The organism is Rhodomicrobium lacus (genome assembly GCF_003992725.1).
GTDB classification, from domain to species: Bacteria; Pseudomonadota; Alphaproteobacteria; order Rhizobiales; family Rhodomicrobiaceae; genus Rhodomicrobium; species Rhodomicrobium lacus.
Genome location: NZ_RZNF01000007.1, coordinates 1 through 18,455 on the forward strand (window position 1 = coordinate 1; position 18,455 = coordinate 18,455).

Consider the following 18,455-nt stretch of genomic DNA (forward strand, 5'->3'; position numbering starts at 1 on the left):
CCTGTCCCGAAGCCCTTGTCGAGCGCGATCCGCATCGCGTCGCTCATGGTGCGCCCGCTTTCACCCCCACTCATTGCGCACCTCCCTGAGCTGCTGCCGCAAGCTCCTTCACCTCGCGCCACAGCGCGGCCATCTCGGCTTGCGCCTTCGCATTCAGTTCGGGCCCGGTCTTGCCGTGGATCGGCGCTTCCATGAAGCAGCGGTCGAACATGATCTTCGTCTTGAAAACCGTTCCGAACGCCGACAGCGCCGCCTCGGTCTGCTGTGCGAGATCATCGACGCTCTTGTGATAGCCGACTATGACGAAGCCGAACGGCTTCCCATGCTCGCGGCACAGATCGGACACCTGCCGTGCTCCCATCGCGTCGAAGAAACTCGTCCGCGTCGGGATCACCACCGCATCGGCGATTTTGATCGCCTCTTCGATGAGAGCGAGGTCGTAGGGCGAGGTGTCGATGAAGATCCAGTCGAAGATCGCCGCATAGCGCTGCACGTCGTCGGCGAGTGCGCCCTCGCGGGACATGAGATAGGGAGCAGCCGGCTCGCCGCGCAGCGCCCACCACTGGCTCAAAGAGCCAAGCGTCTCGTCGAGATCGACGATGCCGACGCGGCGCGTTTCCTGCGTGGCAAGCACCGACAGTGCGGACACGAGCATGCTTTTGCCGACGCCTCCCTTTGTCGATGCGATCGTGATCGTCGTCATGGGTCCTTCCGGATCACCCGCGTTCACCGCAGATTGCACTATTGCATCTGCTAGCAGATTTGATGCCTCTTGACCAGCGCGGGTCTTGCTCGACGACGGGTCTTGACGTTGAAAGATCGAGTTGGAATCGGGGTTTCCGTGGCTTCTCGCCCTCCGCCGAGGTCGTCACCCGAAAAATTAGGTGCTAGACAAGAAAGTGCTTTGCGCGTTCAGAGTGAACGCTATAATGCGGTTGATAGCAAATTCTATGCTAGCTACTAACGACGCATCACTCGGGGGCACCCATGTCTCGGATCGGCGATGTTGCATCACCACTGGCGCTTCGAGCCAGCCAGGCAGCGGCGAGGCTCGGCGTGAGCGAAAGCCAACTGCGCCAATGGGTGCATGAAGGCAAGGTGCACAGACCATATCGTCTCCGCAAAAACGTGGTTCTCTTCGACGCGGCGACCCTCGCGACCGATTGAGACCGGATGAAGGAAGAGGCGGAAGGCATTACGTCGGACCCTGCGCCGGAAATCGAACGCAATCCGTGGGATGAGGCGCTCGTATAAGGTGCCGGGAGCGGGAAACAGGGGATGTATTTCGAGGTTAGATAATTATGGCCTTTGTGAAATTCAGGTACATCACGCGGGATCGCGATCGACACGGCACCGTGCGCTTTTACTTTCGCCGCCCCGGAAAGCCGAAAATCCGGCTTCGCGGGTTGCCCGGCTCGGAAGAGTTTCTGGCGGCGTACAAGGCTGCTCTTGGGGAGCAAGGACCCGTCTCCAAGGCCGAGAAGAGTTTCGAGTGGCTGTGCGAGCGCTACTATAAATCGGTCGCTTTCCAATCGCTCGAGGACTACACCAAGCGACGCAAGCGCACAGCCCTCATCGAAATCTGCGCCATCATTGGCGGCAACGGCCAGAAACTCGGGGACGCCCCCTTCGCCGCCATGAAGAGAGTTCATGTCCGCAAGCTTCGGGATATGAAGGCCGATCTCCCGGAGGCGGCGAATTTCCGCCTTAAGCAGCTTTCGGCCTTGTTCGCCTGGGCGCTGAAGAACGATCTCGTCGCGACCAACCCGGCTGAAAAGGTGGAAAAGCTGAAAAGCGGGTCGGACGGCTTTTACACCTGGACCGACGACGATGTGGACGCCTTCGAGGCGCATTGGCCCGTTGGCTCGAAGCCACGGCTCGCAATGGCGATCATGCTTTATCTTGGCGTGCGCCGCTCGGATGCCGTGCGGATTGGCAAAAAGCACGAGAGCAGGGATGGATTGTTTGTCACCTTCTCTCAGTTCAAGGGCCGGAAGAACGGCGCAAAAGTTCTGACGTTGCCGATCCTGCTGCCGCTGCGCGCCGTCCTCGATGCGAGCGCGCTTGGGGCCGAGACGTGGCTTGAAACGGCCTACGGGAAGCCGCACAGCGCAGCGGGCTTTGGCAACATTTTTCGTGAGTGGTGCAGAGAGGCAGGACTGCCGCAATGCTCGCCGCATGGGCTGAGGAAGATTGGCGCGGTACGCGCGGCCGAAGCCGGCGCAAGCGAGCATGAGTTGATGGCGATGTTCGGCTGGGACGACGCCAATATGGCGCGCATTTACACCCGCAAGGCCGCGCAAAAGAAGCTCGCGGCAAGCGGCGCGGCCAAGCTCAGCCTGGAGAGCATTGTCCCACCCTCTGTCTCACCAGAAAGAAAGGGTAACGAAATCAATGACTTGAAGAGGTATTGGCGCCCCGTAGGAGAATCGAACTCCTGTTTCAGCCGTGAGAGGGCCGCGTCCTGACCGCTAGACGAACGGGGCGAGCGAGCGCTTACATTAGAGTGCGCCGCGTCAGCGATCAAGCGCTAAAACAGAAGACGCACACCGAAACTTGTGCAGCTGGAAGCGGTCGGCTCGCCGCTGGAGATTGGCACTTTGACAATTCGTCGCCCGGCTTGATGGCTGTTTGGAATTCCGAAGCTTGCATGCCAGCTCGCGAACGAATGTCCGAGCTTAGGCCAGGCATCGGTTCGGTCGGATACGCAACGACCGGTTATGTTCACGAACGAAGGAATAGCGCCGGCTGAAAGCCCGACCTCAGGGCGTAAATGGCCGCGAGCTGTATCTTATCGGCGAGGGACTTGAAACCTGCCGCGCTCAATCCCATTTAGCGGGTCCAGTACGACAATCGTGTCGCTTCCCTCCCCCTTGTAGTGCAGAATGATTGATCCGTTATCGGCGGATACGCTCTTGAGTTCGCCCTGCCCGAAAGCGAGCGTTTGGGCGTAGGGCGTGGTCGTGATCGAGGCCGGGTTCGCGGCAATGGATTTGGTGGCCGATGCCGGGCTGGAGCTGAGTTTAGCTGCTTGCCGCGCCACACCGTAAACGAGCGCGATGATGCCGGCGATCAGCAAGGTCGTCATGATCGTGACGGCGATCTTGAGCATGCGGACGCGTTCGGGTGTCCAGGGGCCGGGGACCGGGCTTTGAGCGTTTGTCATGGGGTAGCGGATCCAGTCCGGGTACGGCGTTCAAGAGGGGCAGCAGACGGTTTGATGACGAGCGACGATTTTTCTCCCGCCCGGCACGAAGCTTCCGAAGACGATGCCGGCGTGCGCCTCGATCGTTTCCTCGCAAGCCGGATAGAGACACAAAGCCGGGCACGCCTGCAAGATCTTATTCGCGCGGGACACGTGTTGCGCCTTGCTGCCGGGCACGGGGCGGAGCCCTCGACCGATCCAAGTGCGAAGGTCCGTCCTGGCGACACGTTCCAGGTCACGACGCCGCCCGCTGAGGATTACGCCGTCGAGGGCGAGGCCATCGACCTCGATGTCGTTTACGAGGACGCCAGCCTGATCGTGATCGATAAGCCGGCGGGCCTCGTTGTGCATCCGGGTGCGGGCAATCCCAACGGCACGCTCGTCAACGCGCTGATCGCGCATTGCGGCGACAGTCTTTCAGGCATTGGCGGTGTCACGCGGCCCGGGATCGTGCATCGGCTCGACAAGAACACGAGCGGGCTGATGGTCGTCGCCAAAACCGACAGGGCTCATCGCAGCCTTGCGGCGCAGTTCGCCGATCACGGCAGGACGGGCGCGCTCCGCCGCGAATATCTGGCGCTGGTGTGGGGCGAGCCGCAGCCGAGATCCGGGCGAATCGAGGCGCAGATCGCTCGTCATCCGGGATCGCGCGTCAAGATGACGGTCGTCCGCAACGGTGGACGCGAGGCCGCCACGGTTTATGCGACCGAGCGCGTCTTCCGGATTGGAAAACGGGAAAGCCAAAGCGCCGCAGCAACCGGAAAAGGGAACAATCCGGCTGCCTTGAGTGTCCTTAGCTGCAAGCTTGAAACCGGTCGCACTCATCAGGTGCGGGTTCATCTCGCACATATCGGCGTCCCGTTGGTAGGGGATTCCGTTTACGGGTCTGGGTTTAGAACAAAAGCACTCGCCCTTCCGGGGGAAGCGGCAAGACAGTTTGCGTGTGCCGAAAGACAGGCGCTCCATGCTGCTGGCTTAAGGTTCGAACATCCTTTGTCGCGGAAGGTTCTATCTTTCGAGAGCCCGCTGCCCGAAGACATCGCGCAATTGTGTAATGCTCTTGAAAGGTTCGATGCAAAACTGTCCAAGAATTAAGATGAAGTCGGAAAGCGGTGAGCGTAAGGTGAGATCAATCGTTCCGGAAACGCGAACGAGTTCTCCAACGGCAGCGGTTCATCCGATGCGGAGGGTTTGAAGCATGAGTTCATTGCCGTCAGTCGCCGCAAGCGGTGGTCTCGCCCGGTATCTCGAAGAGATCCGGCGTTTTCCGATGCTTGAGCCTCAGCAAGAATACATGCTCGCCAAACGTTGGCAAGAGCATGAAGATGCAAAGGCAGCGCAGAAGCTTGTGACGTCGCACCTTCGCCTTGTGGCTCGTATCGCCATGGGCTACCGCGGCTATGGCCTGCCGATCGGTGAGGTCATTTCCGAAGGGAATGTGGGCCTCATGCAGGCCGTCAAACGCTTCGATCCCGACAAGGGCTTCCGCCTTGCCACCTATGCTATGTGGTGGATACGCGCCGCCATTCAAGAATATATTCTGCGCTCCTGGAGCCTCGTGAAGATGGGCACCACGGCGAGCCAGAAGAAGCTTTTCTTCAACCTGCGCAAGGCGAAGAGCCAGTTGCAGGCGCTGGAGGAAGGCGATCTGCGCCCCGATCAGGTCAAGACCATCGCGACCAACCTCGGCGTACCGGAAGAGGACGTGGTGTCGATGAACCGTCGCCTTGGCGGCGACGCGTCGCTGAATGCTCCGCTTCGTGCCGACTCGGAAAGCGGTGAGTGGCAGGACTGGCTCGTCGATGAAGGCCCGGATCAGGAGACGCAACTCGCCGAAAGCGAGGAGATGAGCCGTCGCCGTGAATATCTCAAAGCGGCGATGGAAGGCCTGAACGAGCGCGAACGCCGCATTTTCACGGCGCGCCGCCTTGCTGACGATCCGCTCACGCTCGAAGAGCTTTCGGCCGAGTTCAACGTCAGCCGTGAGCGAATCCGACAGATCGAGGTGCGCGCTTTCGAGAAGGTGCAGAAGGCGGTTCAGAAGGCCGCTCTCAAGGCGGAAGCGCCACGCAGTCCGGTTTCCGGTGGCGGCATGCCGGCGTTCCAGGCTTCGGCGGCGAATTAATCGCTACGGCTCAAGATGTCGAAAAGCCAGCCCTCGCGCTGGCTTTTTTTGTGTCTCGGTGCGCTTCTTCTCGGCCGGTCGCATTCGTTCGGTGCGCCTCGCTTCGCGGGTGGAAGGCTGCACCGGATAACCTTTTCATTTATTGGCGGCCCCGCTCAAATTGGACATCCCGCATAGACCGAAGATTTCACCCGGTTGTACTACTCAGTGGGTATGGACGCGCCTGGTCGACTGCATTTGAATGGATCGAAACGAGGCTTGGCCTCGAATGGGAGAACGACCATGCCTGCTGCGCCGATCCTGCACCTCGCTTTGCCCGAAGGCATGAAGATCGCTGGCCCGATCGAACGGGGCTACGACCGGGTGCTGACCGCGCCTGCCCTCGAATTCATCGCAGAGCTTCACCGCCGCTTTGAACCCCGGCGGCACGAACTCATGCAGGCGAGAGTCGCCAGACAGGCGGCGTGGGACAGCGGCGCGCTTCCCGATTTCCTGCCGGAGACGAAAAAGATCCGCGAGGTGGACTGGACCATCGCGGCCATCCCGGACGACCTCACCGACCGTCGCGTGGAGATCACCGGGCCAACGACGCGCAAGATGATCGTCAACGCGCTGAATTCGGGCGCGAAAGCGTTCATGGCCGATTGCGAGGACTCGCTGTCGCCCACTTGGGCGAACGTCGTCGAAGGCCAGATCAACCTTGCCGATTACTGGCGCGGCGAGATCGATTTCACCGAGGAAGATACGGGCAAATCCTACGCGGTGGGGCCGAACCCGGCTGTGCTGATAGTGCGCCCGCGCGGGTGGCATCTCGTCGAACGGCATGTGACGGTCGACAAGCAGCCGGTGGCGGGTGCGCTGTTCGATTTCGGCCTCTATTTCTTTCACAACGCGAACGCGGCACTGGCGAAAGGCAGCGGCCCTTACTTCTATCTCCCGAAGATGGAAAGCCACCTCGAAGCGCGACTCTGGAACGAAGTCTTCCTGTTCGCCGAAGAACACCTGCAGCTTCGCGCCGGCACGATCAAGGCAACGGTTCTGATCGAGACGTTACCGGCCGTCTTCGAAATGCATGAAATTCTCTACGAGCTTCGTGACCATATCGTCGGCCTCAATTGCGGGCGCTGGGACTACATATTTTCATATATCAAGACGCTCCGCACGAAGGCAGACCGTATCCTGCCCGACCGCGGGCAGGTGGTGATGAGCAGGGCGTTTCTCAAAGCCTACGCGGAACTTCTGATTCAGACGTGTCACCGGCGCGGGGCGTTCGCCATGGGCGGCATGTCGGCGTTCATCCCGAACCGCCGGGACCCGGACGTGAACGAGAAGGCTCTTGCCGCCGTTCGCGAGGACAAGCTGCGCGAGGTGACCTATGGCCATGACGGCACGTGGGTGGCGCATCCCGATCTCGTGCCGGTCGCGCTTGCCGTTTTCGACGAGCACATGCCGCAAAAGAACCAGCTTTCCAGGTTGCGCGAAGATGTCGCAATCGGGCAGGCGGACCTTCTCCAGCCGCACGACGGCACGCGCACGGAGGAAGGGCTTCGCGTCAATACGCGCGTCGGCATACAGTATATCGAGGCATGGCTGCGCGGGAATGGCGCTGTGCCTTTGTATAATTTGATGGAAGACGCGGCGACGGCAGAGATTTCCCGTACGCAAAACTGGCAGTGGCTGCATCATGGCGCGAAGCTGGAAGATGGACGCAAGGTTACGCCCGAGCTGATCGAGGAGATCATCTCCGACGAGATGCTCAGGCTCCATGAAAAGCTTGGCGCCGATTTTGACAACGGACGCTTTCAGGAAGCGATCGTCTTGTTCCGCGACCTTGTCATGAGCGGAGAGCTCAACGCGTTTCTGACGCTTCCTGCCTATAAGCTGATCGAATGAAACGGGATGTCTTACCAAAGCAGTAAAACGGGTTTTAAAAACGCAATCTTGGATTGCTTCCATAAAAATGGCTACCAAAGGTAGCAGACAGGAAGGTTTTTTATACCAACCCGGTTAAGCACGTTTTAAATAGGTCGCAATAAAGTTCACCTCAGGTCTTTGATCGCGTGTGAGAGTACTATGACCGACTTGTTCCGCCCTCGCCTTCGCTATGTGCTCGGCCCCGACGGGAGTCCGCTCACCATAGCGGATCTTCCACCTCCGAATACGAAACGCTGGGTTATCCGCCGCAAGGCTGAGGTGGTCGCGGCTGTTCGCGGCGGCCTTTTGAGCCTCGACGACGCCTGCAAGCGCTACAAGCTGACGATCGACGAGTTTCTGAGCTGGCAACGTCTCATAGACCGGCACGGCTTGCCGGGCCTTCGGGCGACGAAGGTTCAGGACTATCGGAACTGAGGCGCAAAAGGCGGCGGCTTCCTATTGCGCCGCCTTGCCCTGCTCACCGGCGTTGTCGAGGAACAGCAACCCGTCTTCAAGTGATACGGTCTCGGGTCCGTCGAACTCGTAATCCTCGCCATCGGCCAAACGGATCACGCAGCTTTTTTCGCAAAGCGTGAGCTGCTCCCCCGCCTTGATGACCTGCTCCGCCTGTTTGTCGCCTTCAATGACGATCAAGGTCTGATCGGTAGCTTCGCGATTGATCACGGATATGCCGAAAGCGGACGCCGGCAACAGCGCGAAAGGCGCGATCATGAATATCCTGCAAGCAAGCCGCATGGGTTCCTCTAGTCAGGTGTGACGACGGTGACACGCGCTATGCTTACAGGAGGAAGCCGAAAAAGGGGAAGAGTTCTCTTCCTCCTTTTCCTCGTGCAAAATTCTATTTTTTTCCGGCTTTTTTTGGCGGGGCCTTCTCTTCGGCTTTGCCTTTTGGCTTCGGGGCTTCCTTCGGCTTCGCTTCAGGTTTCTTTGCCATCGTCGTATCACCCTTGAAGAACGCGCCAAATCGAATAGGCGCATTACGGAGTTTGCGAGCAACTTCGCCGGAGTGCAATACAAATTTGTTCCGGGCAGTAGAAGCTGTTCAAGCCAGAGAGAACAATGAGCATGAGCCGCCTTGCCCACTTTGCCACCTTATGTATATCCGCCGCCGTTGCTTGCTCCTTCGATGCCCTGGCGCAGGGTCACGAGACAGGCGGGGCATGCTGGTCGGCCGTCGAACTGGCTGGCAAGCCGGGAGAAAAGGCTATCCACCGAGAGACTTACGATCCCGCGATCGAACCGCGCAACGAAGTTGCCCAGCTTGCGCCCGTGGCGCCGGCCCTGCGCGGGTCCATTCGCAGCGTGAAACTTCCGCCCGGTGAAAAGTTGGTAGCCCTCACTTTCGACCTCTGCGAAAACGCGTGGGAGGTGTCGGGCTATGACGCGCCTATCATCGACACGCTGCGGAAGTCCGGCGTGAAGGCGACATTTTTTGCGAGCGGAAAGTGGCTCATGGATCACAGCGAGCGCGCCCAGCAGCTCATGGCCGATCCGCTGTTCGAAGTGGGCGCACATAGCTGGACGCACCGGAATTTCCGCCTCCTGCCGCCGGACGAGATGCGGCGCGACCTTGCGCTGAATCTCCACGCGGATGACCACCTTCGCCGAAAGCTTTCGGGGCGAAGCTGCTACAGGCCCGGCCCAGGCCCGGTCGACGCCAGCCGCCCGCTCGTCTTTCGCTTTCCTTTCGGCACATGCAACACCGAGGCGCTCGACGCGGTAAACGACGCCGGGCTGCTCGCCATCCAGTGGGATATCCCGACCGGAGACCCGGCGCCCACCCAGAGCGCCGAAGCGATCGCGAAGAGCGCCGCCGCCGCGAAACCCGGCTCGATCATCGTGATGCACGCGAACGGGCGCGGCCACCACACAGCCGAAGCGCTGCCGCGCATGATCGAGGAGCTGCGAAAGCGCGGCTTCGGCTTTGCTACGGTGAGCGAACTGATTGCGAAGGGCGAGCCTGTAATCAAGGATAGCTGCTACGAGCTGAAGCCGGGGGACAATGTGAAATACGACAAGCTCTTCCCGCTTGACCGCGCGCATAACGCGGCACCGCCCCCGGTTGCCGGCAGTAAGCACGCCCCCGCGCCGACCGGCTGGGGCGCGGATGTCAAGAGCACCGCTCCGGCAACCACGCACCCGGCCGCCCCGATCACGGCGGACAGGCCATGACGACATCAACGAACAGCCCTTTCGATAACGTGAGCCACGATCTCGGCGACGCGCTCATCTTGAGGCCGCTCAAGCCTAGCCACGCAAAGGCGCTCGGCGCCGCGATGGCGGCGATACCGCCCTGGTCGGTCGTAAACTGGAGCGCGCCCAGCATCGCCGCGTCGCTGCAACGGGAGGTTCCCGCCCTTCAGCGTTTCGAGGTTCTGCAGGACGGGCGTCTCGCGGGTATCGTCGCGATCCAGCATCCGTTCCTGCACGGGCCGTATCTCCAGCTTTTCTGCGTGCTGCCGGAGTTTCAGGGGCGCGGACTTGGGTGCCGCCTGCTGCAATGGATGGAGGACGAGGCGCGAAAGGGCGGCGCCCGTCAGCTCTGGCTCTGCGTCTCCACGTTCAACACGCGCGCGGAAGCACTCTATCGCCGCTTCGGTTTCGAGAGCGTCGGCGTGCTCGACAAGCTCGCGATCGACGCATCGGACGAGATATTCATGCGCAAGCGGCTGTTCTGAAGCCGGCCGCCGCGCCTAGGCCACCTCAAGCACGACGCGACCGCGGATCTTTCCCGCAAGGATGTCCTCGGCAAGCGTGACGGCATCCTTCCAGGGATGCGTCGTGGTGAGGTCCGCGAGTTTCGCGCGGTCGAGATCTTGCGCAAGCCGCGCCCAGGCTTCGAGCCGCTTCGCCTTCGGCGCCAGCACGGAATCGATGCCCGCCAGCGTCACGCCACGCAGGATGAATGGCGCGACGCTTGCGGGCAGGTCCAGGCCTTGCGCGAGCCCGCAGGCGGCGACCGTGCCGCCGTATTTCGTCTGCGCGAGAACATTCGCGAGCGTATGGCTGCCGACGGAATCGACCGCGCCCGCCCATCGCTCGCGCCCGAGCGGCTTGCCCGGCGCCGAAAGCTCCTGCCGCGCGACGATCTCAGACGCACCGAGCGACTTCAGGTAGCCTTCCTCTTCCGGGCGTCCGGTCGAGGCGATCACCGTGAAGCCGAGCTTCGACAGCAGCGCCACCGCGACACTGCCGACGCCGCCGGAAGCGCCCGTGACAAGGACCGGCCCCTTGTCGGGCGTCACGCCATGCGCTTCGAGGGCCAGCACGCTCAGCATCGCGGTATAACCCGCCGTGCCGATGGCCATCGCCTCCGCGCGCGAAAGCCCGGCGGGCAGCGGCACCAGCCAATCGCCCTTCACTCGGGAGAACTGCGCATAGCCGCCGAGATGGGTTTCGCCCGTGCCCCAGCCGTTCAGCACCACCTCATCGCCGGTCTTGAATTCAGGATGCGACGAGCTTTCCACGATCCCTGCGAAGTCGATGCCCGGTACCATGGGCCAGCGCCGGACCACCGGAGCCTTGCCCGTGATGGCGAGACCGTCCTTGTAATTCACGGTCGAATGCGTGACGCGCACCGTGACATCGCCCGGCATGAGGTCCGCTTCCGAAAGCTCGGTCCACGCGACGGTCTGGCCGCTGTCGGTTTTCGTGAGAAGGAGCGCTTCGAACTTTTCCGTCATGGCCGAACTCGTCGCTATGGGAACGGGAATGCCCGCTTACGGGCGGCTTTCGCGATTATAGGAATGTTTGCCCCTTCCCGCGACATGGCGCGCCACAGCCTTTAGGCGCACCCCCAAAAAAAGCAAAGCGCTGCTAAAGCGGAGGCAAACCGCAAAACAGTTCGGTTGCATGCGGGTTCCAATTGGGACGGCGTCGCGCTCGGCAATAGCTTAGAGCAATGATTTGCCTTATATCGCAGCACGTTAGGTGCACCGCACAATGGAAAACATTTGCACTTCCGCCTAAGAGGACCGATCCTTTTCCGAAGGGTCAAACATCACGAAGGAGGCATGCAGATGTCCTTGTCTGTTGAGCTCGTTCGAATCGCAACGCTTGGGGTCTTCGCGTTTCTCGCGGCATTCGTGCTCGGTGTACTCTGACCGGTGCCGGTGCGTCGTCTGATGCGGGCCCCTTCGGTCGGCATCCCGGAGACGTGATGCGCATCTTCCCTGCCAGCCGCGATCCCGTTAACCCTCGCAAATGACCGCGCAACCGCGCGTTGTCCCCCCTCCGAAACGAGCCTATAGTCTCGTCGCAAACGAATATGCGACCCCGGAGGCATTCTTGACACGGCGTGCATTCATCTGCGGTCTGGCAGGCCATGCGCTGAAGCCCGAGGAGCGGGCTTTCCTCAGCGAGACGCGGCCCGCCGGCGTCATTCTTTTCGGACGGAACGTCGACAGTCCCGATCAGGTCGCTGCGCTCATCGCCGAGGCGCAGGAGGCGGTCGGCGGCGACGGGCGCATGATCGTCATGGTGGATCAGGAGGGCGGGCGCGTGCAGCGCCTTCGCGAGCCGCACTGGCCGAAATATCCGCCCGCGCGTGCCTTCTGCGCTATCGATGACGCGGACCAAAGCGCCCAAGCGGCGAACCTTTGTGCGCAGGCCATGGCGGCGGATCTCGCAAGCCTCGGCTTCAATACGACCGCAGCGCCCGTGCTCGATGTGCCCGTCCCCGGCGCGGACAACATCATCGGGGACCGTGCCTATGGGGAGGATGTCGAAACCGTGATCGCGCTCGGCCGCGCGGTGGCCGACGGGCTTCTCGCGCAGGGCATCCTGCCGATCATGAAGCACATCCCAGGGCATGGCCGCGCCATGGCGGACAGCCATCTCGCGCTGCCGGTCGTCCACACGCCGCTTGCCGAGCTTGAAGCGCACGATTTCGCGCCCTTCCGCGCGCTGAACGACCTTCCCATGGCGATGACGGCGCATGTCGTTTTCACCGCCGTCGACCCCGCTGCGCCCGTCACCGTCTCCGAGAAGGCGATCCGCGACGTGATCCGGGGTTATATCGGTTTCGACGGCCTTCTGATGAGCGACGACCTCACCATGAAGGCGCTGAAGGGCACGCCGGGCGAAAATGCGCGCGCGGCACTCGCGGCGGGTTGCGACCTCGCGCTTCACTGCACCGGCGATCTCGATGAGATGCGCGCCGTGGCTGCCGAGTCGCCCGTGCTCGAAGGCGATGCGCGGCGGCGTTTCGAGGTCGCTCTCGCCCGCGTGAAGGCACCACTGAGCTACGACCTTGCTGCAGCTGAGGAAGCCCGCGCCAAATCGCTGGCAGCCTTCGCGTGAATCGCTCAAAGTGATCGAGCGAGGTGTCAAGCGGAGATTCGCGTGAGCGACGAGACGGATAACGGCGGAAGCAACGAAGCGCGGGCGGCGAAGCCGGAACGCGGCGCCGACGCCGTCGATAGCTGGGACGCGCCGGAGCGTATCGAGCCGGAAGACGAGGCTGACATCCTCCTTCTCGAACTCGACGGCTTCGAAGGCCCGCTCGACCTGCTCCTGCAACTCGCGCGCACGCAGAAGGTCGATCTCGCGAAGCTATCGATCCTCGACCTTGCGAACCAGTACCTCGCCTATATCGAGGCGGCGCGCGCGCTTCGGCTTGAAATCGCCGCCGACTATCTGGTGATGGCGGCTTGGCTCGCCTACCTGAAATCGAAGCTTCTTCTGCCGGAACAGGAACAGCCGCAGGACGGGCCATCCGGCAAGGAACTCGCGGCGCAACTCGCCTTCCGCCTGAAGCGCCTCGAAGCAATGCGCGAAGCCTTGGCGAGCCTGATGGGCCGCAAGCGCCTCGGCGTCGACCTTTTCTCGCGCGGCATGCCGGAAGGAATCCGCATCGTGCGGTCGAGCGTCTATCAGGCCAGCATCTTCGACCTGCTGAAGGCGTACGCCGAGCAGCGCCAGCGCACCGCCGTCACGGAGGTGAAATGGGGCGGGCGCGTGGTGTGGTCGATCAAGATGGCGCGCGACCGGCTGTCGAAGCTCCTCGGCAAATTGCCGGACTGGGCGGAACTCGACACCTTCCTTGAAGAATACAAGCCGTCGCCGACGCTCGGCAAGACCGTCACGGCGTCGAGCTTCGGCGCTACGCTGGAGCTTGCGCGCGAGGGCTATCTCGAACTGCGGCAGGATCGGGCCTTCGGGCCGCTTTACCTGAAGTGGCTGACCGACAAACCGAACGGCATGGATGTGCTTGGCGTCGACGTGACGGGCGACGAGCCCCGGGGCGGCGCCACTGAAGAAGCAGGCATCGCCGACGTCGGTCCCGCCGAAAACGCGGCCTGATCCCGCGCTTGTTCTCAGCTTACGCCCGCACCGGACACACACGATCGGCTGCAGACTCAGCCCACGTAGAATCGGGCGTCGATGCGCTGAGTCGGACCGGGTGGACATCCCCACGACCGAATTCGGCGAGCGCGAGCCGGGGGCGCGGTTCGCGGCGTCCGATCTTGCGATAAGGTCAATAAAAGACCCCGTTCGTCGAGACGAACAGGGTCCAGCTTCAGGCTCGTGGGGAAAGCATCTTGGGGGGATGCTTGCCGTGGATTTTTCCGTTTCTTGCCCCTGCGAGCAAGTCACGTTTTGTTGCAAAATCTTCCGCTCAGAATCCGTCGTTCCGGCAGGGGCGGGCGACGATCACGCAGCGCTTGAGATTCCAGATCTGCTGGCCACCGCCGACACGCGCCGGGTCGCAATGATACTCAACGACCTTTGCATTTTCCCAGGTGATGAAGCGCTCGCCATGCGCGTTGATGACCTGCTCCTGCCAACGCTTGATGGCCGAACGGCGCGCCGAGCGGATGACATAATAGGCATCGCCGGCGGCGCGAACCGGTTCGCGGCAGGCGGCTCGTGCTTCCCTCTCCCTTTCATACTGGCTGGACTTGCGCCCGTGTTGCGCGGACGCCGGAAGTGTCATCGTGGCAGTTACCGCCACGGCCAATAGAACTGCTAGAAATCGCATGTCTCACTCCATCTTGCGAGCAAAGCTATCACTGCGGAGAAGCAAGCGATCATCGGCAATGCCCCCGCTTTCCGACTGAAAAAGGCTGCGGCGCTCAGCTTCCGCCAGCTTGATCGGGTAACATAACGGGGGCGCGAAGCAAGGCGACGGTTGGTCAATAAAGAGTTACCGCCAATGCTTTACTGTTGAAATATATGTCAAAGTTTCATTTGGCCGCACTTATGGACATATTTACCGTGGAAAACATGTGAGAAGCGCAAGCTCGGACGCAATTGCGCCTTTTATATATGGAGCACGGCGGATGAACGGCTTGCCATGCTGCGGTTCGGGGTGCGCGTCCAAACCGGTGCCCACATTCAGGCACCGAAACAAAAAAGGCCGGCCCCCGAAGGGAACCGGCCTCGATTTTGCCGCTGATGAGCTTGCGCGTCTTTTGAAGCACGCAAACGCGTCAAGGGTGTCGTCTAGTTCTTCGCCTTGTTCACGAGCGCGCGCTCGGCGATCCACGGCATCATGGAGCGGAGCTTCTTGCCGGTCTCCTCGATCGGGTGGCTGTCGCACTTCGCGCGCTGCGCCTTGAAGCTCGTCTGGCTCACCTTGTTCTCAAGCATCCAGTCGCGCACGAATTTACCGCTCTGGATGTCGGAGAGCACGTCCTTCATGGCCGCCTTCGACGCAGGCGTGACGACGCGCGGGCCGGAGACATATTCGCCGTATTCCGCCGTGTTCGAGATCGAATAGTTCATGTTCGCGATGCCGCCTTCATAGATGAGGTCGACGATCAGCTTCATCTCGTGGACGCATTCGAAATACGCCATTTCCGGCGCATAGCCCGCTTCGACCAGCGTCTCATAGCCCGAGCGCATCAGCTCGACCACGCCGCCGCAAAGCACGGCCTGCTCGCCGAACAGGTCGGTCTCGCACTCTTCCTTGAAGGAGGTCTCGATGATGCCCGCGCGGCCGCCACCGATGGCGCTCGCATAGGAGAGGCAGAGTTCGTGCGCGTTGCCGCTCGAATTCTGCGCGACCGCGATAAGACACGGCACGCCCGCGCCGCGCGCATATTCGCCGCGAACGGTGTGGCCGGGGCCCTTCGGCGCGACCATGCCCACGTCGAGGTCGGCGCGCGGCACGATCAGGTTGAAGTGCACGTTGAGGCCGTGCGCGAACAGGAGCAGCGCGCCTTCCTTCAGGTTGGCATGCAGGTGATCGCGATAGATATCGGCCTGAAGCTCGTCCGGCGTCAGGATCATCACGACGTCGGCCCACTTGGCCGCGTCCGCGACTTCCAGCACGCGCAGGCCTTCGCCCTCGGCCTTCTTCGCCGAAGCCGAGCCCTTGCGAAGCGCCACGACGACATCGGGAACACCGGAGTCGCGCAGGTTGAGCGCGTGAGCGTGGCCCTGGCTGCCGTAGCCGACGATGGCGACTTTCTTGCCCTTGATAAGATTGATGTCGGCGTCGCGATCATAGTAAACGCGCATGGTCTTTCCCTTTTTCAGCGTCTCTTTTTGAATTTTCAGGGCGCGGGCGTGATCGTGATGCCGAAGGACGCGGTACGCTCTGAGTTGGGCACTGGCTTAGAAAGCCGCCGCCCAAAGGTCAATCGAACTTCCCTCGATTTTTGCGGGCAAGATCCTCCGCTGCGCCGAGAGTTTGCGCGAAGGCGGCCTGCCTTCACGGGCTGCTACATTCCTTCGGGGCCGCGCGAGATGGCGGCGACGCCGGTTCGCGCGATCTCGACGAGGCCCAGCGGCTTCATGAGGCCGATGAACGTGTCGATCTTCGATACCTTGCCGGTGATCTCGAAGACGAAATGATCGACCGTCGCATCCACCACCTTCGCGCGGAAGGCTTCGGCGAGGCGTAGGCTTTCGACGCGCTTGTCGCCCTTGCCAGCAACCTTGACGAGCGCAAGCTCGCGCTCGATGGGATCGCCCTTAACGGTGAGGTCGGTCACACCATGCACCGGCACGAGGCGACCGAGCTGGCTCTTGATCTGGTCGATGATCTCGACGGACCCTGTGGTGACGATGGTGATGCGCGACGCGCCGGCCTCGCGGCTCACCTCCGTCACAGTCAGGCTGTCGATGTTGTAGCCGCGCCCGGCGAACAGGCCGATGACACGCGCGAGAACGCCCGGCTCGTTGTCGACGAGCACCGAAATCGTATGCCGCTCAACGCGTTCCTGCGGATTGTCCAAGGGCATCGCCGGACCCCATTCCATCTTGTTCATTCTATCCCACCTCAACTTTGGGCCGCGTCGGCGGGCTTCGCGGCGGGAAGCCGGACGCCCGACGGACCGCTTTAGACGAGCGCCTTGCCCTTCGAGAAGGCGAGTTCGATGTCTTCGCTGGCGAGTTCGTCGCCGAACAGCATGTTGTTGTGCGCCTCACCCGACGGAATCATCGGGAAGCAATTGGCGAGCTTCGACACACGGCAGTCGAACAGCACAGGCTTCGGCGAATTGATCATCTCGATGATCGCGTCGTCGAGTTCGTCGGGTTTCTCGGCACGGATGCCGACGCAATGATAAGCCTCGGCCAGTTTCACGAAGTCGGGCAGCGCCTCGGCGTAGGAATGGGAATAACGCCCGCCGTGCAGCAGTTCCTGCCACTGGCGCACCATGCCCATATATTCGTTATTCAGGATGAAGATCTTGATCGGCAAGCCATACTGCGCCGCCGTCGACATCTCCTGCATCGTCATCATCACCGAAGACTCGCCCGCGATGTCGATGACGAGGCTTTCCGGGTGCGCCACCTGCACGCCGACAGCCGCCGGCAGGCCGTAGCCCATCGTGCCGAGACCGCCGCTTGTCATCCAGTGGTTGGGTTCGTCGAAGCGGTAGAACTGCGCCGCCCACATCTGATGCTGGCCGACCTCGGTCGTGATGTAGGTGTCGCGGTTCTTCGTGAGTTCGTAAAGCCGCTCCACCGCGTATTGCGGCATGATCACGTCATCGCGCTTCTTGTACTTGAGGCAGTCGCGCGAGCGCCAACCCTCGATCGATGTCCACCAAGCCTTGATCGCCTTCTTGTCGATCTGTGGAGCGCGCGAGCGCCAGACGCGAAGCAATTCTTCGAGCACGTAGCCGCAATCGCCGACGATCGGGATGTCGGCGCGAACGTTCTTCGAGATCGACGACGGGTCGATGTCGATGTGGATCTTCTTCGAGTTCGGCGAAAAGGCGTTCAGCCGCCCGGTGATGCGGTCGTCGAAGCGCGCGCCGACGCAGATCATCACGTCGCAATCGTGCATCGCCATGTTGGCTTCGTAGGTGCCGTGCATGCCGAGCATGCCGAGCCACTGCTTCGACGAGGCCGGATAGGCGCCAAGCCCCATCAGCGTGGACGTGATCGGGAAGCCCGTCAGGTCGACGAACTCGCGCAGGAGCTTCGAGGCCGCCGGACCGGAGTTGATGACACCGCCGCCCGTATAGAAGATCGGCTTCTTCGCGCCCGCGATGAGGTCAACCGCGTCGCGGATCGCCTGCGGGCTGCCCTTCACCTGCGGGCGGTAGGTTTTGTGAACGACCTTGTTCGGGCCGATATAGGTGCCCTTCGCGAACTGGACGTCCTTCGGGATATCGATGACGACCGGACCGGGGCGGCCATTCTGCGCGACATAGAACGCCTCGTGCAGGATGCGCGCGAGGTCGTTCACGTCCTTGACGAGATAATTATGCTTCGTGCAGGGGCGCGTGATGCCGACCGTGTCGCATTCCTGGAAGGCGTCGGAGCCGATGAGGCCGGTGCCGACCTGCCCCGTGATGCAGACGAGCGGGATGGAATCCATCAGCGCGTCGGCGAGCCCGGTGACGGCGTTTGTCGCGCCGGGGCCCGATGTGACGAGCACGACGCCAACCTTGCCGGAGGAGCGCGCATAACCTTCGGCCGCGTGGGTCGCACCCTGCTCATGCCGCACGAGGAAGTGCTTGATGCCGCTCTGCTTGAAAATCTCGTCGTAAATCGGAAGTACGGCGCCGCCCGGATAGCCGAAAATATGTTCGACGCCCTGATCGGCGAGGGCCTGCAGAACAATTTCTGCGCCCGTCATCGCGCGTGCCATAGAAAAACTCCAGTCAAACGCGGCCTTTTCGACCGCCCCACCTTCGGATGCTGGAAGCCGTACATGGAAGCGACAGGACAAAAAACCACCGCGAGAGCCAAGGCTCTCGGGCGCTTCTGCTGTCCATGCTCATGTTA

Annotated in this window: 18 protein-coding genes, 1 tRNA gene and 1 pseudogene; 10 read left to right on the forward strand and 10 right to left on the reverse strand. The window is 61.8% G+C overall.

All coding sequences use genetic code 11. The annotated features are described in order from the left end of the window. Positions 1 to 70: 70 nt before the first annotated feature. Complete coding sequence (locus EK416_RS07375; protein ID WP_127076868.1) at positions 71 to 703, reverse strand: ParA family protein; 633 nt, start codon at positions 701 to 703, stop codon at positions 71 to 73. 284 nt (positions 704 to 987) lie between these two features. Here EK416_RS07375 and EK416_RS18205 point away from each other — a divergent pair, with 284 nt between their 5' ends. Together EK416_RS18205 and EK416_RS18210 are read left to right on the forward strand one after the other, a co-directional pair. After that, positions 988 to 1,167: a helix-turn-helix transcriptional regulator gene (locus EK416_RS18205; RefSeq protein WP_127076869.1), complete on the forward strand. Its 180-nt coding sequence runs from the start codon at positions 988 to 990 to the stop codon at positions 1,165 to 1,167. Between the two features lie 725 nt (positions 1,168 to 1,892). Beyond that, positions 1,893 to 2,243: pseudogene (locus EK416_RS18210) on the forward strand (tyrosine-type recombinase/integrase); the annotation flags it as partial. Between the two features lie 168 nt (positions 2,244 to 2,411). Here the strand turns inward: EK416_RS18210 and EK416_RS07390 are convergent. Together EK416_RS07390 and EK416_RS07395 are read right to left on the reverse strand one after the other, a co-directional pair. Beyond that, positions 2,412 to 2,486 (reverse strand) — tRNA-Glu (locus EK416_RS07390). A gap of 305 nt (positions 2,487 to 2,791) precedes the next feature. Continuing rightward, positions 2,792 to 3,112: a hypothetical protein gene (locus tag EK416_RS07395; RefSeq protein ID WP_127076870.1), complete on the reverse strand. Its 321-nt coding sequence runs from the start codon at positions 3,110 to 3,112 to the stop codon at positions 2,792 to 2,794. A gap of 108 nt (positions 3,113 to 3,220) precedes the next feature. Here EK416_RS07395 and EK416_RS07400 point away from each other — a divergent pair, with 108 nt between their 5' ends. The 4 genes from EK416_RS07400 to sciP all read left to right on the forward strand — a co-directional run bounded on the left by EK416_RS07400 (position 3,221) and on the right by sciP (position 7,679). Next, complete coding sequence (locus EK416_RS07400; RefSeq protein WP_127076871.1) at positions 3,221 to 4,300, forward strand: RluA family pseudouridine synthase; 1,080 nt, start codon at positions 3,221 to 3,223, stop codon at positions 4,298 to 4,300. 103 nt (positions 4,301 to 4,403) lie between these two features. Beyond that, positions 4,404 to 5,330, forward strand: coding sequence for an RNA polymerase sigma factor RpoH (gene rpoH / locus EK416_RS07405; protein ID WP_127076872.1), 927 nt, complete (start codon positions 4,404 to 4,406; stop codon positions 5,328 to 5,330). A gap of 282 nt (positions 5,331 to 5,612) precedes the next feature. Further along, complete coding sequence (gene aceB / locus EK416_RS07410) at positions 5,613 to 7,223, forward strand: malate synthase A (RefSeq protein ID WP_127076873.1); 1,611 nt, start codon at positions 5,613 to 5,615, stop codon at positions 7,221 to 7,223. A 180-nt stretch (positions 7,224 to 7,403) separates the two neighbouring features. Then, positions 7,404 to 7,679 carry a CtrA inhibitor SciP gene (gene sciP / locus EK416_RS07415; protein ID WP_127076874.1) on the forward strand — a complete coding sequence of 92 codons (276 nt, stop codon included), beginning with the start codon at positions 7,404 to 7,406 and terminating at the stop codon, positions 7,677 to 7,679. Positions 7,680 to 7,700: 21 nt separating this feature from the next. On the opposite strand, the gene EK416_RS07420 is transcribed toward sciP, so the two are convergent. Continuing rightward, entirely contained in the window at positions 7,701 to 7,976 is a 276-nt protein-coding gene (locus EK416_RS07420) for a hypothetical protein (protein WP_127076875.1), read from the reverse strand. A 127-nt stretch (positions 7,977 to 8,103) separates the two neighbouring features. Next, complete coding sequence (locus tag EK416_RS17705) at positions 8,104 to 8,277, reverse strand: hypothetical protein (protein WP_164729909.1); 174 nt, start codon at positions 8,275 to 8,277, stop codon at positions 8,104 to 8,106. 53 nt (positions 8,278 to 8,330) lie between these two features. On the opposite strand from EK416_RS17705, the gene EK416_RS07425 reads away from it, so the two are divergent. Beyond that, positions 8,331 to 9,437 (forward strand): polysaccharide deacetylase family protein, encoded by a 1,107-nt coding sequence (locus EK416_RS07425; RefSeq protein ID WP_164729910.1) that lies wholly within the window; start codon positions 8,331 to 8,333, stop codon positions 9,435 to 9,437. Then, complete coding sequence (locus EK416_RS07430; protein WP_127076877.1) at positions 9,434 to 9,943, forward strand: GNAT family N-acetyltransferase; 510 nt, start codon at positions 9,434 to 9,436, stop codon at positions 9,941 to 9,943. Before EK416_RS07425 ends, EK416_RS07430 begins: the two co-directional genes overlap by 4 nt. A 15-nt stretch (positions 9,944 to 9,958) precedes the next feature. On the opposite strand, the gene acuI is transcribed toward EK416_RS07430, so the two are convergent. Beyond that, positions 9,959 to 10,948 (reverse strand): acrylyl-CoA reductase (NADPH), encoded by a 990-nt coding sequence (acuI, locus tag EK416_RS07435; protein ID WP_127076878.1) that lies wholly within the window; start codon positions 10,946 to 10,948, stop codon positions 9,959 to 9,961. Between the two features lie 604 nt (positions 10,949 to 11,552). Here acuI and nagZ point away from each other — a divergent pair. Beyond that, on the forward strand, positions 11,553 to 12,566 hold the full coding sequence (gene nagZ, locus EK416_RS07440) for a beta-N-acetylhexosaminidase (RefSeq protein WP_127076879.1): 1,014 nt from the start codon (positions 11,553 to 11,555) through the stop codon (positions 12,564 to 12,566). Between the two features lie 42 nt (positions 12,567 to 12,608). After that, entirely contained in the window at positions 12,609 to 13,568 is a 960-nt protein-coding gene (locus EK416_RS07445) for a segregation and condensation protein A (RefSeq protein ID WP_127076880.1), read from the forward strand. A gap of 316 nt (positions 13,569 to 13,884) precedes the next feature. Here EK416_RS07445 and EK416_RS07450 read toward each other — a convergent pair whose 3' ends face one another. The 4 genes from EK416_RS07450 to EK416_RS07465 all read right to left on the reverse strand — a co-directional run bounded on the left by EK416_RS07450 (position 13,885) and on the right by EK416_RS07465 (position 18,318). Further along, entirely contained in the window at positions 13,885 to 14,247 is a 363-nt protein-coding gene (locus EK416_RS07450; protein ID WP_127076881.1) for a hypothetical protein, read from the reverse strand. A 464-nt stretch (positions 14,248 to 14,711) separates the two neighbouring features. Next, a complete protein-coding gene (ilvC, locus tag EK416_RS07455; protein ID WP_127076882.1) occupies positions 14,712 to 15,770 on the reverse strand; it encodes a ketol-acid reductoisomerase in 1,059 nt (352 codons plus the stop codon). 164 nt (positions 15,771 to 15,934) lie between these two features. Next, positions 15,935 to 16,483 carry an acetolactate synthase small subunit gene (gene ilvN, locus EK416_RS07460; RefSeq protein WP_127076883.1) on the reverse strand — a complete coding sequence of 183 codons (549 nt, stop codon included), beginning with the start codon at positions 16,481 to 16,483 and terminating at the stop codon, positions 15,935 to 15,937. A gap of 71 nt (positions 16,484 to 16,554) precedes the next feature. Further along, positions 16,555 to 18,318, reverse strand: coding sequence for an acetolactate synthase 3 large subunit (locus EK416_RS07465; RefSeq protein ID WP_164729911.1), 1,764 nt, complete (start codon positions 18,316 to 18,318; stop codon positions 16,555 to 16,557). Positions 18,319 to 18,455 lie beyond the last annotated feature (137 nt).

Excerpts from the sequence above, each read along its gene's own strand:
- EK416_RS07430 (WP_127076877.1), top strand. The coding sequence starts at position 9,434 with ATGACGACATCAACGAACAGCCCTTTCGATAACGTGAGCCACGATCTC.
- EK416_RS07465 (WP_164729911.1), bottom strand. The coding sequence starts at position 18,318 with ATGGCACGCGCGATGACGGGCGCAGAAATTGTTCTGCAGGCCCTCGCC.
- aceB (WP_127076873.1), top strand. The coding sequence starts at position 5,613 with ATGCCTGCTGCGCCGATCCTGCACCTCGCTTTGCCCGAAGGCATGAAG.
- EK416_RS07420 (WP_127076875.1), bottom strand. The coding sequence starts at position 7,976 with ATGATCGCGCCTTTCGCGCTGTTGCCGGCGTCCGCTTTCGGCATATCC.
- EK416_RS07375 (WP_127076868.1), bottom strand. The coding sequence starts at position 703 with ATGACGACGATCACGATCGCATCGACAAAGGGAGGCGTCGGCAAAAGC.
- ilvN (WP_127076883.1), bottom strand. The coding sequence starts at position 16,483 with ATGAACAAGATGGAATGGGGTCCGGCGATGCCCTTGGACAATCCGCAG.
- EK416_RS18205 (WP_127076869.1), top strand. The coding sequence starts at position 988 with ATGTCTCGGATCGGCGATGTTGCATCACCACTGGCGCTTCGAGCCAGC.
- sciP (WP_127076874.1), top strand. The coding sequence starts at position 7,404 with ATGACCGACTTGTTCCGCCCTCGCCTTCGCTATGTGCTCGGCCCCGAC.
- EK416_RS07425 (WP_164729910.1), top strand. The coding sequence starts at position 8,331 with ATGAGCCGCCTTGCCCACTTTGCCACCTTATGTATATCCGCCGCCGTT.
- EK416_RS07400 (WP_127076871.1), top strand. The coding sequence starts at position 3,221 with ATGACGAGCGACGATTTTTCTCCCGCCCGGCACGAAGCTTCCGAAGAC.
- EK416_RS07395 (WP_127076870.1), bottom strand. The coding sequence starts at position 3,112 with ATGCTCAAGATCGCCGTCACGATCATGACGACCTTGCTGATCGCCGGC.
- acuI (WP_127076878.1), bottom strand. The coding sequence starts at position 10,948 with ATGACGGAAAAGTTCGAAGCGCTCCTTCTCACGAAAACCGACAGCGGC.
- rpoH (WP_127076872.1), top strand. The coding sequence starts at position 4,404 with ATGAGTTCATTGCCGTCAGTCGCCGCAAGCGGTGGTCTCGCCCGGTAT.
- EK416_RS07450 (WP_127076881.1), bottom strand. The coding sequence starts at position 14,247 with ATGCGATTTCTAGCAGTTCTATTGGCCGTGGCGGTAACTGCCACGATG.